The 15,677-nt window shown below is 37.7% G+C and carries 17 protein-coding genes; 13 read left to right on the plus strand and 4 right to left on the minus strand.

Annotated features, from left to right (window positions below):
• Positions 1-2: 2 nt before the first annotated feature.
• Positions 3-854, minus strand: a complete 852-nt coding sequence (locus EG365_RS15220) for a LysR family transcriptional regulator (protein WP_000460184.1) — start codon at positions 852-854, stop codon at positions 3-5.
• Positions 855-1,005: 151 nt separating this feature from the next.
• On the opposite strand from EG365_RS15220, the gene EG365_RS15225 reads away from it, so the two are divergent.
• From EG365_RS15225 to EG365_RS15240, 4 genes are all read left to right on the plus strand, one after another.
• On the plus strand, positions 1,006-1,674 hold the full coding sequence (locus tag EG365_RS15225; RefSeq protein WP_001232205.1) for an ankyrin repeat domain-containing protein: 669 nt from the start codon (positions 1,006-1,008) through the stop codon (positions 1,672-1,674).
• 15 nt (positions 1,675-1,689) lie between these two features.
• Positions 1,690-2,172: a nucleoside deaminase gene (locus EG365_RS15230; RefSeq protein WP_000646729.1), complete on the plus strand. Its 483-nt coding sequence runs from the start codon at positions 1,690-1,692 to the stop codon at positions 2,170-2,172.
• Positions 2,172-3,350 carry a cyanate transporter gene (locus EG365_RS15235; protein WP_000813815.1) on the plus strand — a complete coding sequence of 393 codons (1,179 nt, stop codon included), beginning with the start codon at positions 2,172-2,174 and terminating at the stop codon, positions 3,348-3,350. Before EG365_RS15230 ends, EG365_RS15235 begins: the two co-directional genes overlap by 1 nt.
• Positions 3,351-3,483: 133 nt before the next feature.
• A complete protein-coding gene (locus EG365_RS15240; RefSeq protein WP_000204295.1) occupies positions 3,484-4,641 on the plus strand; it encodes a winged helix-turn-helix domain-containing protein in 1,158 nt (385 codons plus the stop codon).
• A gap of 79 nt (positions 4,642-4,720) precedes the next feature.
• On the opposite strand, the gene EG365_RS15245 is transcribed toward EG365_RS15240, so the two are convergent.
• Positions 4,721-5,179 (minus strand): GNAT family N-acetyltransferase, encoded by a 459-nt coding sequence (locus tag EG365_RS15245; protein ID WP_000615571.1) that lies wholly within the window; start codon positions 5,177-5,179, stop codon positions 4,721-4,723.
• Positions 5,180-5,493: 314 nt separating this feature from the next.
• The gene (locus EG365_RS15250) at positions 5,494-6,153 is read right to left on the minus strand and encodes an epoxyqueuosine reductase QueH (RefSeq protein WP_001007559.1); all 660 of its coding nucleotides are present in this window, start codon (positions 6,151-6,153) and stop codon (positions 5,494-5,496) included.
• Between the two features lie 426 nt (positions 6,154-6,579).
• On the opposite strand from EG365_RS15250, the gene EG365_RS15255 reads away from it, so the two are divergent.
• From EG365_RS15255 to EG365_RS15275, 4 genes are all read left to right on the plus strand, one after another.
• Positions 6,580-6,867 carry a hypothetical protein gene (locus EG365_RS15255; protein ID WP_000342966.1) on the plus strand — a complete coding sequence of 96 codons (288 nt, stop codon included), beginning with the start codon at positions 6,580-6,582 and terminating at the stop codon, positions 6,865-6,867.
• A 189-nt stretch (positions 6,868-7,056) separates the two neighbouring features.
• Entirely contained in the window at positions 7,057-7,509 is a 453-nt protein-coding gene (gene soxR / locus EG365_RS15260; protein WP_000004112.1) for a redox-sensitive transcriptional activator SoxR, read from the plus strand.
• Between the two features lie 161 nt (positions 7,510-7,670).
• Positions 7,671-8,105 carry an I78 family peptidase inhibitor gene (locus tag EG365_RS15265; RefSeq protein ID WP_000720060.1) on the plus strand — a complete coding sequence of 145 codons (435 nt, stop codon included), beginning with the start codon at positions 7,671-7,673 and terminating at the stop codon, positions 8,103-8,105.
• Between the two features lie 860 nt (positions 8,106-8,965).
• A complete protein-coding gene (locus EG365_RS15275; RefSeq protein WP_000065199.1) occupies positions 8,966-9,901 on the plus strand; it encodes a dihydrodipicolinate synthase family protein in 936 nt (311 codons plus the stop codon).
• Positions 9,902-9,958: 57 nt separating this feature from the next.
• On the opposite strand, the gene EG365_RS15280 is transcribed toward EG365_RS15275, so the two are convergent.
• Positions 9,959-10,867, minus strand: coding sequence for a DMT family transporter (locus EG365_RS15280; protein WP_000106979.1), 909 nt, complete (start codon positions 10,865-10,867; stop codon positions 9,959-9,961).
• 417 nt (positions 10,868-11,284) lie between these two features.
• Between EG365_RS15280 and EG365_RS15285 the strand changes: the two genes are divergently transcribed.
• The 5 genes from EG365_RS15285 to EG365_RS15305 all read left to right on the plus strand — a co-directional run bounded on the left by EG365_RS15285 (position 11,285) and on the right by EG365_RS15305 (position 15,662).
• Positions 11,285-11,968 (plus strand): GntR family transcriptional regulator, encoded by a 684-nt coding sequence (locus tag EG365_RS15285; RefSeq protein ID WP_000174668.1) that lies wholly within the window; start codon positions 11,285-11,287, stop codon positions 11,966-11,968.
• 168 nt (positions 11,969-12,136) lie between these two features.
• The gene (locus tag EG365_RS15290) at positions 12,137-13,069 is read left to right on the plus strand and encodes a 4-hydroxyproline epimerase (RefSeq protein WP_000859588.1); all 933 of its coding nucleotides are present in this window, start codon (positions 12,137-12,139) and stop codon (positions 13,067-13,069) included.
• On the plus strand, positions 13,066-14,169 hold the full coding sequence (locus EG365_RS15295) for an NAD(P)/FAD-dependent oxidoreductase (RefSeq protein ID WP_001258332.1): 1,104 nt from the start codon (positions 13,066-13,068) through the stop codon (positions 14,167-14,169). The genes EG365_RS15290 and EG365_RS15295 overlap by 4 nt, the downstream gene beginning before the upstream one ends.
• A complete protein-coding gene (locus tag EG365_RS15300; RefSeq protein ID WP_000615327.1) occupies positions 14,170-14,400 on the plus strand; it encodes a (2Fe-2S)-binding protein in 231 nt (76 codons plus the stop codon).
• Positions 14,400-15,662, plus strand: coding sequence for an FAD-dependent oxidoreductase (locus EG365_RS15305; RefSeq protein ID WP_000415231.1), 1,263 nt, complete (start codon positions 14,400-14,402; stop codon positions 15,660-15,662). The genes EG365_RS15300 and EG365_RS15305 overlap by 1 nt, the downstream gene beginning before the upstream one ends.
• The last annotated feature ends 15 nt before the right edge of the window (positions 15,663-15,677 follow it).

Genomic DNA, 15,677 nt, shown 5'->3' on the forward strand with positions numbered 1-15,677 from the left:
ACCTAGGAGCCTGATTGGAAGCGATCATGTAAAACGGTAGTCATGTGATCGACAAGCTGGGAAATCAACCCAGCTTTTTCCCATGTATAAATTGAAACAACCATAGGTGAAGCTTCACCTAAAGATTTATATCTACGTACACGACGGCCTTTTGTGGTACTAACTGGTAGTAAAGATATTCCCAAACCTGTTTCGACGCTCACTAGAACACTTTCTAAACTACTTCCTGTAAAAGCAATATACCAACGTCGTCGTTCACGTTCTAATGTTTCAAACATTTCATCTCGGTAAAGTCCACCTTGAGGAAAGGTCACTAAACGAATTGGTTCAGACAAAGGCGTAATCGCATTTTCACTTTCAAACCATGCCATTTCTTCAGGAAAAGAGGCATAACAATCGGCGCTGGCTGCTGATTCTTTCACAATAACAATATCCAGTTCACCATTACGATAGCGCTCTGTCAGGTTACGGCTTAAGCCTGAAGTGACATCTAACCGAATAGTACGATGTTCTTGAGCAAATAGACCAAAAACTTCTGCCATAGCAGTACTCATCATATCTTCTGGCAATCCAATTCGAATAGGGATGCTGCCAGCTGGATCTTTTAAGACCGCCTCGGCCTCTTGTTGAAGCGTCAAAATCCTTTGAGCATAACCAATTAAATATTCACCTGAAGCTGTTAATTGTAATGGTCTTGCTGTGCGATCAATAAGGGAGTGACCAACCGATTCTTCGAGGCGTGCTAACTGCTGACTAATAGTTGATTGTGTCAGATGCAACTTATCAGCGGCGGCTGTAAAACTACCACTTTCAAAAATGGTCACAAATGCACGAAGAAGACGAGGGTCAAACATAAATGAATACCATCAATAACGCAGAGAACAAGATGCTTAAGTATTTATAATCTTAATACAATCGATTAAATAATTTAATTTTCAAATACTTTTAAGCGCGCTTATTCTAGTGCCAAATTGTTATGCAATTCATTTTTATTTGGAGTGTTTCATGCGTAAGTCCCTCATATGGATCAATCTGATCATTGCGATGGGTGCTTTGGGTTTTACAAATGTGGTAAATGCAAAGGATGAATACCCTTTACACATGGCAGCTGCAAATGACGATATTCAGTTAATAAAACATATTTTGTCTCAAAAGACCTTAATTGATGCACGTGATGAAACAGGTTCAACAGCATTAATGGTGGCAACAAGAGCAAACAATATACATGCTGCTCATATGTTGATTGAGGCCGGCGCAGATGTAAATGCTAAAGATAATATACAAGATAGTCCTTATTTGTATGCAGGCGCACAAGGTTATTTAAAAATTTTACGAATGACACTCATGCATGGTGCCGATTTAAAGAGTACTAACCGTTATGGGGGAACCGCGCTTATTCCAGCAGCAGAACGGGGCCATGTAGAAACTGTCCGTACTTTAATTGCTGCAGGTGTAAACATAAATCATGTCAATAATTTAGGTTGGACAGCTTTACTAGAAGCAATCATTTTAGGTAATGGCAAATCCAACTATCAGCAAATTGTGGCACTTTTGCTAAAAGCTGGTGCCAATCCGAATTTGGCAGATAAAGATGGGATCACACCATTACAACATGCACGTACAAGAGGATATCGTGAAATTGAAAAACTCCTGCTTGTAGCTGGTGCAAAGTAGATGGAGGAGGAATAAGTGAAAGCAAATCAGGAATTTTTACGTCAAGCCATTGAGCTTGCTTATAACAATATAGAAAAAGGTGGCCGACCATTTGGCGCAGTAATTGTAAAAGATGGCAAAGTAATTGCTTCAGGTGTTAATCAAATTTTGACAACCAATGATCCGACTGCACATGCTGAACTATTGGCGATTCGGGCAGCCAGCCAAGTTCTAGGAACCGCGAATTTAGAAGGCTGTTCGGTATTTGCAAGCGGGCATCCATGTCCTATGTGTATGGCTGCAATGCGTTTAGCGGGTATAAAAACAGTTAACTATGCTTATTCTAATGAAGATGGCGCACCATTTGGTTTATCTACAGCTGAAATATATGCCGATCTTGTAAAACCATTTGCTGAACAGTCTATGAAAATTGAATGTGTGCCCGTTCGATTTGAAGACCGTACCGACCTTTATGTGTTTTGGAAAAATTATCAAGCTAAGCAATCGGGCCTAAAGTAATGAAGCAGTCTGGAGCTTTCTTGGCTCGTCCCATGCTTATTTTGACAGTCGCTCTGGTTGGACTCAATTTAAGACCTTTTATGACCAGTATTGGTCCTTTAGTCTCAAAGATTCGAGCAGGTACTGGATTAAGTCTACAAGGAATAGCTTTACTCACTTTATTGCCCATGATGTTGATGGGACTTATTGCCTTTATTGGTCCAATCGTACAGAGCATGGTTGGAGAACGCAGAGTTGTTTTGGGTGCTTTGCTGACTATTTGTATTGGATGCGCACTTAGATTTTTATTTCCTACAGCTGAGGGTTTAATTGCTAGTGCAATAATTATTGGTTTAGGCGTCGCGCTGATACAGGCTGCTTTTCCAGGAATTATTAAACGAGAGTTTAGTCAACATATCGGGCCTATGATGGGGCTTTATTCAGCTATGCTTATGGGTGGTGGCGCACTAGGCGCATGGTTGGCACCTGTGATTTCCAATATAACGGGTCTATGGTCACTGGGGCTGGCTTTCTTTACTATACCCGCTGTATTAGCACTAGTATCAACATTTATTTTTTTACCCTCCATTGTAAGTTCGACTGCCCATCTGTCACCTGTAAAAACATTATTAAAGAAACCTAGAACATGGTTGTTAATGCTGTGTTTTGGTTTGGTCAATGGTGGCTATTCTTCGGTGGTTGCGTGGTTGGCACCTTCGTTTCAAGATCATGGCTGGAGTATTTCTCAAAGTGGTAAATTGCTTGCCTTACTTGCCTTGAGTCAAGCAGCCTCGGCTCTGTCTTTGCCTATTTTAGCTAGGAAATATAAAGATCGACGTCCGTGGTTGTGGTTTACTCTATTCATGCAATTTGCTGGCTTTGCAGGACTTGCTTTTATACCTGAATTTGCATCTGTGTTATGGGTAATTTGTTTAGGAATAGGCTTGGGAGGTTGTTTTGCCTTAACACTTATTGTGGCATTAGACCATTTTGAAGAGCCGAACAATGCGGGTGCTTTATCTGCACTTATGCAAGGAGGCGGTTTTTTACTTGCTGCAATACCGCCTTGGTTTGTAGCAGCTTTGCATGACTTTACAGGGACTTATAAGGCAGGTTGGATTTTTCATTTATGTAGTGTGATATTGGTTATTGTGTTAGTGGTAAGGTTAGCTCCAAGAAGTTATAACAAAATTCACTAATAAAAGTTTAGGTGATTAAAGAATATTACGGACCCAAAGAAATACTATTTTGAAGGGAAGATGGTTAAAGAAAAGTGATAGGATAATATTGAAACTTTTAGTTTTTAAATGAACACAACAATATTTGATTTTTATGACATCTTCTTTGAAAAAAATAGCTTTATTAAAACAGGGCTTAGGAAAAAATAGTCCATTCGCAGCAGGTAGGCAAGGAACATTAGAGGCGATTGAGCATTTAGGTTATGTACAGATTGATACCATATCTGTCGTTGAACGTGCTCATCACCATATATTGTGGAGTCGAGTGCCGGATTATGATTTAAGCCATTTAAACAGTTTGGTTCGTGAACGGCAGATTTTCGAATATTGGTATCATGCGGCCTCTTATCTTCCTATGAAAGATTATCGATATGCATTACCGGCAATGATGTCTGTCAGAAAAGGGGAAAGTCGCTATTTTAATAGAGGCGATCAACACCTTATGAATGAAATTCTGGTACGTGTACGTGCCGAAGGTAAAATTCGGTTAAGGGATATTGATAAGAAAAATAAAGAGAGTTTAGGGAATTGGTGGAATACCGGTCCAGGCCGCCGTGCTTTTGAGCAGTTATATATGCAAGGTGACCTGATGATCTGTGAACGTAACGGTATGGAAAAAGTTTACGATTTGACTGAACGCTGCCTACCTGAAAATATTGATTTAAGTTTGCCTACGCTTTACGAATATGCTCAGTATTTATTTAATAATACGCTTCGAGCTCATGGTGCATTTACGTGGAAACAATTGGTTCATTTAAAGAAAAATGATTTAAAAGAAACCATGCGTGTCGTGCTAAAAGAGCAGATTGATGCAGGTGTCGTATCAGCGATTAAACTTGCCGACGGACAAAATTTATATGTTGATGTAACTGCAATAGAGCAACAATTGGATACTGATTTTGGTCTAAAAATACTTTCGCCTTTTGATAACTCTCTTATTCATCGTGACCGTTTAACTTCCTTATTTGAATTTGATTATCGGATCGAATGCTATGTGCCAGCGGCCAAACGGGTATTTGGATATTTTTGTTTGCCTATTCTTTATCAAAATGAGTTAGTAGGACGAATCGACTGTAAAGCACACCGGACAGTAAAAGAACTAGAAGTGATTAGTCTACATTTAGAAAAAACGGTAAAAGATAAAGAGCATTTCTTTTTTGAATTAGATCAGGAACTCAAGCGTTTTGCAGCATTTAATCAATGCTCAACTGTGAATGATAAGGTAGTCAAACTCATTCGCAGCAAGCTTTAAGTACCAATCTATTTGGGTAGTCAAAAATGATTAAAGCTAAAACACCAAAAGAGTAAAAATTTTTGGTGTTTAACTTCGCTTAGTTCAAAGACATACGGTATTGAATAACGCCGGGCTTTTGTGCAATCCAATCATAGAGCTTTTGGGCTGTTTGATTGCTTTCTTGAGTATGCCAATATAAACGTTCACAGCTATGTTCGGTGGCTTGCTTCTGTACATACTCAATAAGTTGTTTACCAATGTGTCGTCCACGAACTTCAGGTGATACATACAGATCTTCTAAATAACAGTAGTTATTTTCTGCCCAAGTAGACCGATGAAACATATAAGTGACAAAACCTAAGATACGTTCTTTATTTTTGGCAACAGCACAATAAATAGGTTCTTTTTCATCGAAAAAACGATCCCAAGTCATTTTTGTGATATGGAGGGGTAAATTGACCTGATAGAAATTTTGATAGGCAACCCAATATTCTAACCATTGAGTATAGTCTTGTTGTTGAACTGGCGAGACTTCGATCGTTTCATTTTGAATCATAATTACACTTCATTCTGACTAATTGATGAAATTATATATTGGATATGAATGTTTTATAGAAACATTAAAGTATTAAAAACTAACACAATAAATTTGATGAGAAAAGAAATTGCTTATTTTTATAACTTTCTAAAATAAATTTTTTTTTTATTAATCTTATTTTAAGCTAGCTTTATTATTCTAATAAAACAAAGCTCGTCTAAGTACACCTTTTAGCCACATTCTCCAGATGTGGCTCTTTTTATTTGCGGTTAGAAAATCTAGAAGTAAATAAATATAATTAAATATTTATTTTTGAATCGCTATAAGTTTTTTTAATCATTTTCCATTGCATTACTATAAAACTTAACACCTATTTTAATGCGATCTCGACCATTACTCATACGCCAGCGATTCGTATCACGTAGGGAATACACACAGCCACAATATTCTTGCTGGTAGAATTCTTCACGTTTACTAATCTCAATCATGCGGCTAGAGCCACCATTTTTTCGCCAGTTGTAGTCCCAGTACTGAATATCGGGATAGTGTGAAGCAGCGCGAATCCCGCAGTCATTGATTTGCGCCATATTTTTCCATCTTGAAATCCCTAAAGAGCTGCTGATTAGACTAAACCCATGTTCATATGCATACAAAGCGGTACGCTCGAAGCGCATATCAAAACACATGGTACAGCGAATACCGCGTTCAGGTTCATTTTCCATACCTTTAGCACGGGCAAACCAATTATCGGTGTCATAATCTGCATCAATAAAGGGAATATTATGTTTTTCTGCGAAGCGGATATTTTCTTCTTTACGAATGAGATATTCTTTTACCGGATGAATATTAGGATTATAAAAGAATATAGAAAAGTTTATATTAGACTCAATTAATGACTCCATTACTTCTCCAGAGCAGGGAGCACAGCAAGAATGGAGTAATAATTTATTATGTCCAGATGGGAGTTCGAGTTTTTGACGTTGAATAGCCATAATTAAAAAATAAGTTATATTTTTATATATTTTAGATTTTTTAACTGCTTATAAAAATGAATTTTTTTCAATTAATGATGAAAATATCTAATCTTTATTATTTGTGCTGAATAATAAAGTATTTTTTAATTTTATTACATATAACAAATAATATATTATATTTGTGTAATATTATTAAAAATAATTTTAACTTTCTATTGTTAAAAAAGTGCACTCAATGGAAAATAGTAATAATTTTATATTTGTGTAACTATTTGTCTTTTATATATTTATCTACTAAGTTTTAGCTAGGAAAATTGTGTGATGAACGTCTCAAATAAGTATTATTTTTTAAATTTAAATATTTTTTTAGATTTATATTTTTAATAAATTTATACTAAAACAGTTATTCTATTTTTCTCATTTGAGTATGTGATATTTTAAGATATGGACGATTGGCAATGTAAGTATTGTAATGGTTACATTATGGTTAATCATTCAAGGATAGAGGTAGGGGAAAAAGTTTACTTTTTGGTATATAAATTCGATGCAAAAAATGAAAGAAAAAAACTATATAAAAAAGGAACTGTAATTGCACGTTGCGATAGTATTTTACATATCGAATCAAGAAAAAAGACATATAAAATAGAGGAGGCTAAAGTCTATCCTTTAGGTGCACCTATGCCATTTGTTTATAATATGTTCTGGATATGTGGTTGTGAAAGCAGGCCATAATATTTTTATTGAATCTAAAAATGAATAGTGAATTTAAATAATTTTGATGTTTTTTTATTCAATTTTGCAAATTATAGTTTTTAATTTTTATAAATAGCTTAAATTGCTGAAAGGTTAAAGTTAGATGGCAATTTGACAAAATTTTAGCATCCTTTTATAAGACCTCAACTAAGCTTGAGATTAATAAAAATGAGTGAAAGGAATCAAAGTCGTTTATTAACGGTTGGTGAGGTTGCAAAACGTAGCGGTGTTGCAGTTTCAACCCTTCATTTTTACGAATCTAAAGGTTTAATTAAAAGTATAAGAACCAATGGTAACCAACGCCGTTTTACTCTAGTGGTGTTACGCTACATTGCGATCATTAAAATTGCTCAAAAAGTTGGTATTCCATTAGATGAAATAAAACAAGCCCTAAGTAAGTATCCGATGGGTTCTAAATTAACTGCACAACAATGGAAAGAGCTATCTCTCGATTGGCGGAAGAATTTGGATGAGCGTATTCAAAAACTCACAAGACTCAGAGATGAAATGGATTGGTGTATTGGATGTGGTTGTTTGTCATTAGAACAATGTCCATTAAGGAATCCAAATGATGTGTTGGGACAAGAAGGTGCCGGGCCGCGTATTTTAGAAAGACCATAGAAGATAAATTTTATTGTTAGATATAACGCATCATAATTTAACATTTGCAATAGAGAATTATTTTGTAAGTTGCTCTCTATGAAGGTTTTTTATTGTAAACAAGTCATATAAAACATAAATTTTTTTGATATCTTTATTTCTTTTAGTAAGAAGCAAAATTTATGAAAAAAATTATCTTTCTTGGTTTAGCGCTTGTTTCGTTAACGGCTTGTTCATCAGTACAACATAAAGATTCAACTCCTCCAAAAATTGGTTCACCAAATCCTGCTAGTCAATATTGCGTTGAACAAGGCGGGAAATTAGAAATTAGAAATGAAGCAAATGGTCAGGTAGGTTATTGCCATTTGCCAAATGGACAAGTCGTCGAAGAATGGAAATTATTCCGTGATAATCAGGCGAACTGTGTTTCAGAAGAAGCTCAAAAATTAGTTGGGCTATCTGGTTTAACCGATGATCAAATTAAGCAAAAAACGAAGTCAGAAATTGTTCGTAAAGTTGCTCCAGGTCAACCGATGACAATGGATTATCGTTCAAATCGAGTAACTGTCACAATTGATCCAACTTCTAAAAAAATTACTCAAGCAACATGTGGTTAATTCTTTAATTAAAGAATTAACTTAAGTTCGAACAAGAAGGCCTGTCAAAAGACAGGCTTTTTTTAGGCAGCCAAATAAATTGTTAAGCTTAATCACATAAATTTTCATAATGCACAAAAACCTGTTAAACCTCATTCAAAGAAAAACAAACATAGGTGTTAAGTTTTAAGTTCCTTTTAAATCATGTGTAGGACCGAGCTATGATGCAAGCAATGTTTTTCTTTAGTGCTGGAGCAGTTTTTGGTTATTGCTATCGTCATTACGATGCTAAAGTTAAAAAAGCCAATGATTCAAAATAAATGATTAAAAAGCCTGCTTCTTGAGTAGGCTTTTTTCTTTGTATTATTTCCACCCATTGAATAGAACATATTTTAAGTAATCATAAAAAAAGCCCCTAGCGGACTAGAGGCAGAAAAACTTCAGATGCAGGTAACAGGTGAATTATGCATCTGAGTTAAGTAGGTTGTATCAAACCATGTAGAGCACTTTACCAGTAAAAATGAGTAAAAATAGGGATGTGCGACTAATGGCTAATGTTTCCTGTATCTTTTTTAACCATTTTTGAAAGTAAATAATTTTCTTCAGACCCGTTTAATTTTTGAATCTTTATTATTAATAAATCAGAAAAAAGCTTTCAAAACATATCCTATTTATCAGTTCTACAGTTTTTATCTTTGTTTTTTATACGTTTTTTTAGATGAAAAGAATTTTAGAACAAAGACTATTCTTTTTTATGTATATCGTATACGATATATGAAGAATGATTGGACAGCTATTGATACCCATTCCATAACTTTTGAGATGGATTAACTCAAAAGTACAACTACCAATAGTTTTAACTATATTACTGAGGAATAATTATGAGTAATATCTTCACAGGATGTATCCCGGCGCTAATGACTCCATGTACTCCTAACCGTGAGCCAGATTTTGATGCGCTTGTGAAAAAAGGGCATGAGCTTATTGAAGCGGGAATGAGTGCGGTAGTGTATTGTGGTTCAATGGGCGATTGGCCTTTATTGACCGAAGCTCAACGTCAAGAAGGTGTAGCACGACTTGTAGCTGCTGGTATTCCGACAATTGTGGGTACTGGGGCAGTTAATTCAAAAGAAGCAGTTTCTCATGCAGCTCATGCAGAAAAAGTAGGTGCACAAGGGCTTATGGTAATTCCACGTGTATTATCACGTGGTGCATCACCAACTGCACAAAAGGCACACTTTTCTGCGATTTTAAAAGCTGCGCCTAGCTTACCTGCGGTAATTTACAATAGCCCGTATTATGGATTTGCGACTCGTGCAGATTTGTTTTTTGAATTACGCCGTGAATTTCCAAACTTAATTGGTTTTAAAGAATTTGGTGGTGCTGCTGATATGCGTTATGCAGCTGAGTTCATCACTTCTCAAGATGACTCTGTAACATTAATGGCTGGTGTAGATACTCAGGTTTTCCATGGTTTCGTTAACTGCAATGCAACGGGAGCAATTACGGGCATTGGTAATGCTTTGCCTAAAGAAGTTTTACAGTTGGTTGACCTTAGTAAGAAAGCTGCAGCAGGCGATGCGAAAGCTCGTCGTTTGGCACAAGAATTATCAAGCGCTTTAGAAGTTTTATCGTCTTTTGATGAAGGTACTGATTTAGTCCTTTATTACAAGTACTTAATGGTACTTAATGGCGATAAAGAATATACCTTACATTTTAACGAGACGGATGCATTGAGTGAATCACAACGTAAATACGTTGAAACTCAGTATGAATTATTCCGTACTTGGTACCGTAACTGGTCAGCTGAAATCTAAGCAAATATCTATAAAAAAAAGAGGCTAACGATTTAGCCTCTTTTTTACTTCTATTATTTATTTTTTAGTGAGGACAATAACGCAGAGGAATATTAAAACTAAACCTAAATAACTATTCATTGTTAAACTTTCGCCTACTACAACAACTGCCAATAACGCTGCAACAGGAATTTCGACCAAAGCTAACGTCATGGCTTGACTGGCTGGAATACGTTTTAAACCAAAGCTAAAAAATAAATAGCCTAAGAACATAGGTACGATTGGGATATAAAGGGCTACCCAAATATTATTTGGATAATTAAATAGGTGAGTTGCTGTAATTAATAAAGTAGGTAATAACAGAACTGCTGAAATCCCAAAGATCACGCCCATGGCAGCTCTTGAGTTGATGCCTTTATGGATTAAGTTTTTCATAATCCACGAATATGTTGCATAACTCAGACTTGAGAGTAAGCCAAAAAATACACCTAATAGCCGTTCGGATTGGACGCCTTGATGTTGGTGACTGTGTTCGCCTGCATATGAGAGTAAAACGACTCCTAAAAAACCAAGAATAAAACTGATAAGCCATTTTAAAGAAAGCTTACGTTTATCTAATAGCCACTCAAGCATAACTGAGAACAAAGGGGCGCAGCCAATTGAAATAACAGTACCAATAGAAACACCAGCTAATGAAACCGAGGAATAAAAAGCAAACGGACAAAGAATAGAAACAATGACGGCAATCAAAACTTTGGTCTTATAGTCAAAAAGCTTTCGGTAATCTTTTTTAATGGCTTTTAAACTTAAAAATGTGTGAATTAAACCACCGAAGCCCACAGAAATAGTAGCAATTACAAGTGGACTGATGCCCTTTGCAAAAGATGCTGCTGTGCCTGCCGTACCCCATAGAAAAGCAGCAAATAGTACAGATAAGAAACCCGTATAATAAGTCAGGGAAAATTTTGCTTCTGTTGGCGTACTCATATGAAGTGACTCAAACTCTGAAAGTTTTATGCAGCAAGATTTCTACAAGATAATAATTTTTACCTTGTAAGGAATAATCAGCTCAATGGATAAGAATTTTTGACAGTTTCCCGTCAAGAGAACAGGGTAGTATGCTGGTATTTATGACGATTTGCTTGGTTAAATACAATAAAATAATGACGATTTCGGCATAGTCTAATAATAGTTTTGTGAATTAAATGGTATAAAGTATACTTTGTATATGAATGATTTTAAAAATTATTGGTTTATAGTGATATAAAAATAGTTTTTAAAAGCTTTATATGAAGGATAAGCCGTACCGAAAATGATGCTTTCAAAGCAATAATTTCATTATGGTGGATGACTAAAATTATCATCCTTTTGTTTGTGTCATATTTTGAGGTTAAGAGAATATTCGTGACGCTACCATCTTTTAATGTATCAAATCTTGGTGCAATGCCTTCGGTATCTGAAGTTATTGTCAAATATATTAGAGAAGCAATTATTGCAGGGCATATTGCTGAAGGTGAGCCTATCCGTCAGGATGAAATTGCCAAGCTATTTAATGTCAGCAAAATTCCGGTACGTGAAGCCTTAAAGCAACTTGAAGCCGAAGGCTTAGTAGAGTTTATAAAAAATCGCGGTGCAATTGTGACCCGAATCTCTGAAGAAGAATTAGCTCAGATTTTTGAAGTACGGGTTATGTTAGAAACGAAGCTGATTCAGCTCGCCGTGCCGAATATGACAGAAGAAACTTATAAAAAGGCAGATGAAATTTGTAATGCCTTTATTGATAACATGGATATTGGAAGTTGGACCACACTAAATTGGCAGTTACATGCGTGCCTTTATGAACCGGCACAGCGACCTTATATGCTCGGATTAATTCGTTCGATTTACGATAAAATTGAGCGCTATTTAAGATTGCAGATGAATGTTTCCGAAGGCAAATCACGTGCAAATGATGAGCACAAAGAAATTGTGAAAGCCTGTAAAGCCAAGGATGTTGATTTGGCGGTTAAGTTAATTGAAGAGCATATTAATGGTGTTTGCCAATCACTTTATGAGCACTTACCTCACCATAAAAATGTGAAAAAATAAGCGCTGCATTCTTTATCATTTCAATTAGGCCAATGGCCTAATTTTTTTGTCTTTATTTTAGCTGAAGTAAGTTTTCACTATGCTGATTTCGTCATAGATTTATAAGAAAACGATCAAGCTTGCTGTTTTGAGATCAGTCATCCTAAAGGAAAATGTAAGGATACTTCTATGAAAACAGTAAAAATTTTGGACTCTCATACTGGTGGTGAACCAACACGATTAGTACTTGAAGGTTTTCCTGATTTAGGCACAGGAGATATGGAAAGCCGCCGAAAAATATTATCAGAACAATATGACCATTTCCGTAGAGCAACCATGTTAGAGCCGCGCGGTAATGATGTTCTGGTTGGAGCGTTATTGTGTAAGCCAGTGAATCCCAAAGCGAGTGCGGGCGTTATTTTCTTTAATAACACAGGCTACCTTGGCATGTGTGGTCATGGCACGATTGGTTTAGTGGCTTCGTTAGCACACTTGGGAAAAATACAAGTAGGCACGCATTTAATTGAAACTCCAGTAGGTGATGTTGAAGCGACACTGCATGAAGATCATTCAGTGAGTGTGCGAAATGTACCGGCATATCGTTATAAAAAAGCAGTCGAAGTTAATGTTGAAAAATATGGAAAAGTTACTGGTGATATTGCATGGGGCGGTAACTGGTTCTTCTTGATTAATGATCATGGTCAACGTGTTGCAAGTGATAATTTGGATCAACTTACTGAATATGCGTGGACGGTTAGACAAGCGCTTACGGCACAAGGAATAACCGGTAAAGATGGGCAAGAAATTGACCATATTGAGTTATTTGCAAGTGACACCGAAGCAGACAGTAAAAATTTCGTGCTTTGTCCAGGCAAGGCCTATGACCGTTCACCGTGTGGAACTGGAACCAGTGCGAAAATTGCTTGCTTGGCCGCAGATGGCAAACTTGAGCCAGGAAAGTTATGGAAACAAGCCAGCATTATCGGTAGCCAGTTTATTGCCTCGTATGAACAAGCAGGGGAATATGTGATTCCAACCATTCGTGGTGAAGCTTACATGAGTGCCGAAGCAACTTTATTTATGGATGAAAATGACCCATTTGCTTGGGGTATTCAGCTATGAGAACCGATGCCATCGTCATTGGGGCAGGCATTGTAGGTGCTGCATGTGCTTATGAATTGGCTCGGCAAGGGTTAAATGTGCAAGTTTTGGATGCTCGGATCGGTGGTGCAACAGCCGCGGGCATGGGGCATTTGGTCATTATGGATGACTTGGACGCCGAATTAAAACTTAGTCATTGGTCAGTTCAGCTATGGCATGAATTAGGACACGAACTTTCGGAAGACTGTGCCTATCGCCAAACGCCAACTTTATGGCTGGCAAGTAGCCCAGAAGAAATGCAGATTGCTGAGGAAAAATATCAACGTCTCACTGCACAAGGTGTCCGTTGCCAACTTCGAAACTCAGATGAAGTTCATCAGCTTGAACCTCACTTAAAGCAGGGTCTTTATGGTGGTTTAGAAGTTTTTGATGATGGAATTTTATATGCACCTTGTGCTGCTGAATGGTTATTAAAAAAATTTCCCCACAAGGTTCAGGTTCAACAAGCTAAAGTTATCCATATTGAAGAAAATCGGGTTCAGTTAAGTGATGGAACATGGCTAGAAGCTGCGCATATCGTTTTGGCTAACGGCATTCATGCGACAGATTTTTTCCCAGTGTTACCGATTGAACCTAAAAAAGGTCATCTGGCGATTACTGACCGTTACCCTGAATTAAATGTAAAGCATACATTGGTGGCTTTGGCTTATGCGGCCAGTACTCAAGCGACAAGTGGAATTTCGGTGGCTTGTAATATTCAGCCTAGACCGACGGGCCAGCTTTTTATTGGGTCATCTCGTCAGTTCAATACGGTTGATCCAACTGTAGAGCCAGAAGTCTTTACTCGGGTGCTTAAAGAGGCTGTCGATTATTTTCCAGCTTTGGCTGATCTTAATGTTATTCGGGCATGGACTGGCTTTCGCGCTGCTACTCCAGATGGTATTCCAGTAATTGGACGACATCCTGCACTTGAATCGGTTTATTTAGCGGTAGGTCATGAAGGATTAGGTGTAACCACAGCAACAGGTACAGCAAAACTGATTGTCTCACACATATGTGGATTAACTTTTGATATAGATCCAGAACCTTTTTTACCTCATCGTTTTATAGGAGCTGCATAGATGATTCAGCTTTTTATTAACGGCCAACCGGTTTCTGTGATTGAAGGTACGAGTGTTGCTGCTGCTTTAGCACAAGCGAAGTCTTACAGCCGTTTGTCAGTTTGTGGTGAAAAACGTACTCCATTTTGTGGAATGGGAGTTTGTCAGGAATGCCGTGTCAATATTAATGGACTCAGAGTGCTTGCTTGTCAGACGCTGTGCCAGCAAGACATGAAAGTGGAAACACAATAATGGAAAAACAATACGATGTGGTGGTTGTCGGTGCTGGGCCTGCAGGGTTGTCAGCTGCTATTGCAGCCGCCGAAAGTGGCGGGCGAATTTTAATATTGGATAATAACCCACAGGCGGGCGGTCAAATCTGGCGCGCTGGACCGATTTTCCCTGTACCTGAAATGGCGCAGCAGAAATATCAACAAATTAAGGCTCATTCTAATATTGAATTTATGTTTGGTGCGAAAATTGTCGCCGCACCTTTTGCAGGCCAATTGCTTGTTGAGCGACCTCACGACAGCCTAAACTTGTCTTATCGCCAGCTTATATTGTGTACGGGAGCAAGAGAACTGTTTTTGCCTTTTCCCGGTTGGACTTTACCTGGCGTAACAGGGGTAGGTGGTTTGCAAGCCTTAATTAAAGCAGGCACACCTGTCAAAAATGAACGCATTGTGATTGCAGGTTCAGGGCCATTACTTTTAGCAAGTGCGGATACGGCAAAAAAAGCAGAGGCTCAAGTTCTCTATGTTGCCGAACAGGCGGCTTCATCTTCCGTTCGTAAGTTTGCACTACAACTTTGGCGTTGGCCTTCGAAAATAATACAGGCGTTATCTTTGCCTTATCGTTTATATCAACCTAACAGTTATGTGGTTGAGGCGATTGGTCAGGAGCGTCTTGAACGAGTAAGGCTACAAACGCCGAAAGGAATCATTGAAATTGAGTGTGATCGACTCGCGTGCGGGTTTGGTTTAGTCCCGAATACTCAATTAGGGCAGTTAATGGGTTGTCAAATTAAGGACAATGCGATTACGGTCGATGACTATCAACGTACATCACAGCCACAGGTGTGGGCAGCAGGTGAGTGTACAGGTTTTGGCGGAAGTGAGCTGGCGATGGTTGAAGGTAGCATCGCAGGTTATGCAGCTATAGGCCAAAATGAAAAAGCGAGACAATTATTTGCTCAAAGACAACGGTATCGTTTATTTGCACATCTCCTTGAGAAAAGCTTTAAGTTACGTGCTGAGTTAAAAACGCTTGCACGGCCAGAAACTATTTTTTGTCGATGTGAAGATGTAACTTTTGATAAAGTTGCCGAGCGTAATAGTTGGATTGATGCAAAATTACATACACGCTGTGGAATGGGAGCGTGCCAAGGAAGCACGTGTGCAACAGCAGCAGCTTGTTTATTTGATTGGCAGTTGCCTAACTCTCGACCACCATTACTGCCTACTCGTGTAAAAAGCCTCATGGCGATGTCTACTTCTCCTTTAAATCAAAAATGAAATGTTCTAGAGTAG

The organism is Acinetobacter sp. FDAARGOS_494 (assembly GCF_003812225.1).
Lineage (GTDB): Bacteria > Pseudomonadota > Gammaproteobacteria > Pseudomonadales > Moraxellaceae > Acinetobacter > Acinetobacter baumannii.

What these genes read in the sequence shown, in the direction of transcription:
- EG365_RS15280 (WP_000106979.1), bottom strand. Translation starts at nt 10,867, where the DNA reads ATGAGTACGCCAACAGAAGCAAAATTTTCCCTGACTTATTATACGGGT.
- EG365_RS15245 (WP_000615571.1), bottom strand. Translation starts at nt 5,179, where the DNA reads ATGATTCAAAATGAAACGATCGAAGTCTCGCCAGTTCAACAACAAGAC.
- EG365_RS15305 (WP_000415231.1), top strand. Translation starts at nt 14,400, where the DNA reads ATGGAAAAACAATACGATGTGGTGGTTGTCGGTGCTGGGCCTGCAGGG.
- EG365_RS15300 (WP_000615327.1), top strand. Translation starts at nt 14,170, where the DNA reads ATGATTCAGCTTTTTATTAACGGCCAACCGGTTTCTGTGATTGAAGGT.
- EG365_RS15220 (WP_000460184.1), bottom strand. Translation starts at nt 854, where the DNA reads ATGTTTGACCCTCGTCTTCTTCGTGCATTTGTGACCATTTTTGAAAGT.
- EG365_RS15295 (WP_001258332.1), top strand. Translation starts at nt 13,066, where the DNA reads ATGAGAACCGATGCCATCGTCATTGGGGCAGGCATTGTAGGTGCTGCA.
- EG365_RS15250 (WP_001007559.1), bottom strand. Translation starts at nt 6,153, where the DNA reads ATGGCTATTCAACGTCAAAAACTCGAACTCCCATCTGGACATAATAAA.
- EG365_RS15265 (WP_000720060.1), top strand. Translation starts at nt 7,671, where the DNA reads ATGAAAAAAATTATCTTTCTTGGTTTAGCGCTTGTTTCGTTAACGGCT.
- EG365_RS15240 (WP_000204295.1), top strand. Translation starts at nt 3,484, where the DNA reads ATGACATCTTCTTTGAAAAAAATAGCTTTATTAAAACAGGGCTTAGGA.
- soxR (WP_000004112.1), top strand. Translation starts at nt 7,057, where the DNA reads ATGAGTGAAAGGAATCAAAGTCGTTTATTAACGGTTGGTGAGGTTGCA.
- EG365_RS15225 (WP_001232205.1), top strand. Translation starts at nt 1,006, where the DNA reads ATGCGTAAGTCCCTCATATGGATCAATCTGATCATTGCGATGGGTGCT.
- EG365_RS15235 (WP_000813815.1), top strand. Translation starts at nt 2,172, where the DNA reads ATGAAGCAGTCTGGAGCTTTCTTGGCTCGTCCCATGCTTATTTTGACA.
- EG365_RS15290 (WP_000859588.1), top strand. Translation starts at nt 12,137, where the DNA reads ATGAAAACAGTAAAAATTTTGGACTCTCATACTGGTGGTGAACCAACA.
- EG365_RS15275 (WP_000065199.1), top strand. Translation starts at nt 8,966, where the DNA reads ATGAGTAATATCTTCACAGGATGTATCCCGGCGCTAATGACTCCATGT.
- EG365_RS15255 (WP_000342966.1), top strand. Translation starts at nt 6,580, where the DNA reads ATGGACGATTGGCAATGTAAGTATTGTAATGGTTACATTATGGTTAAT.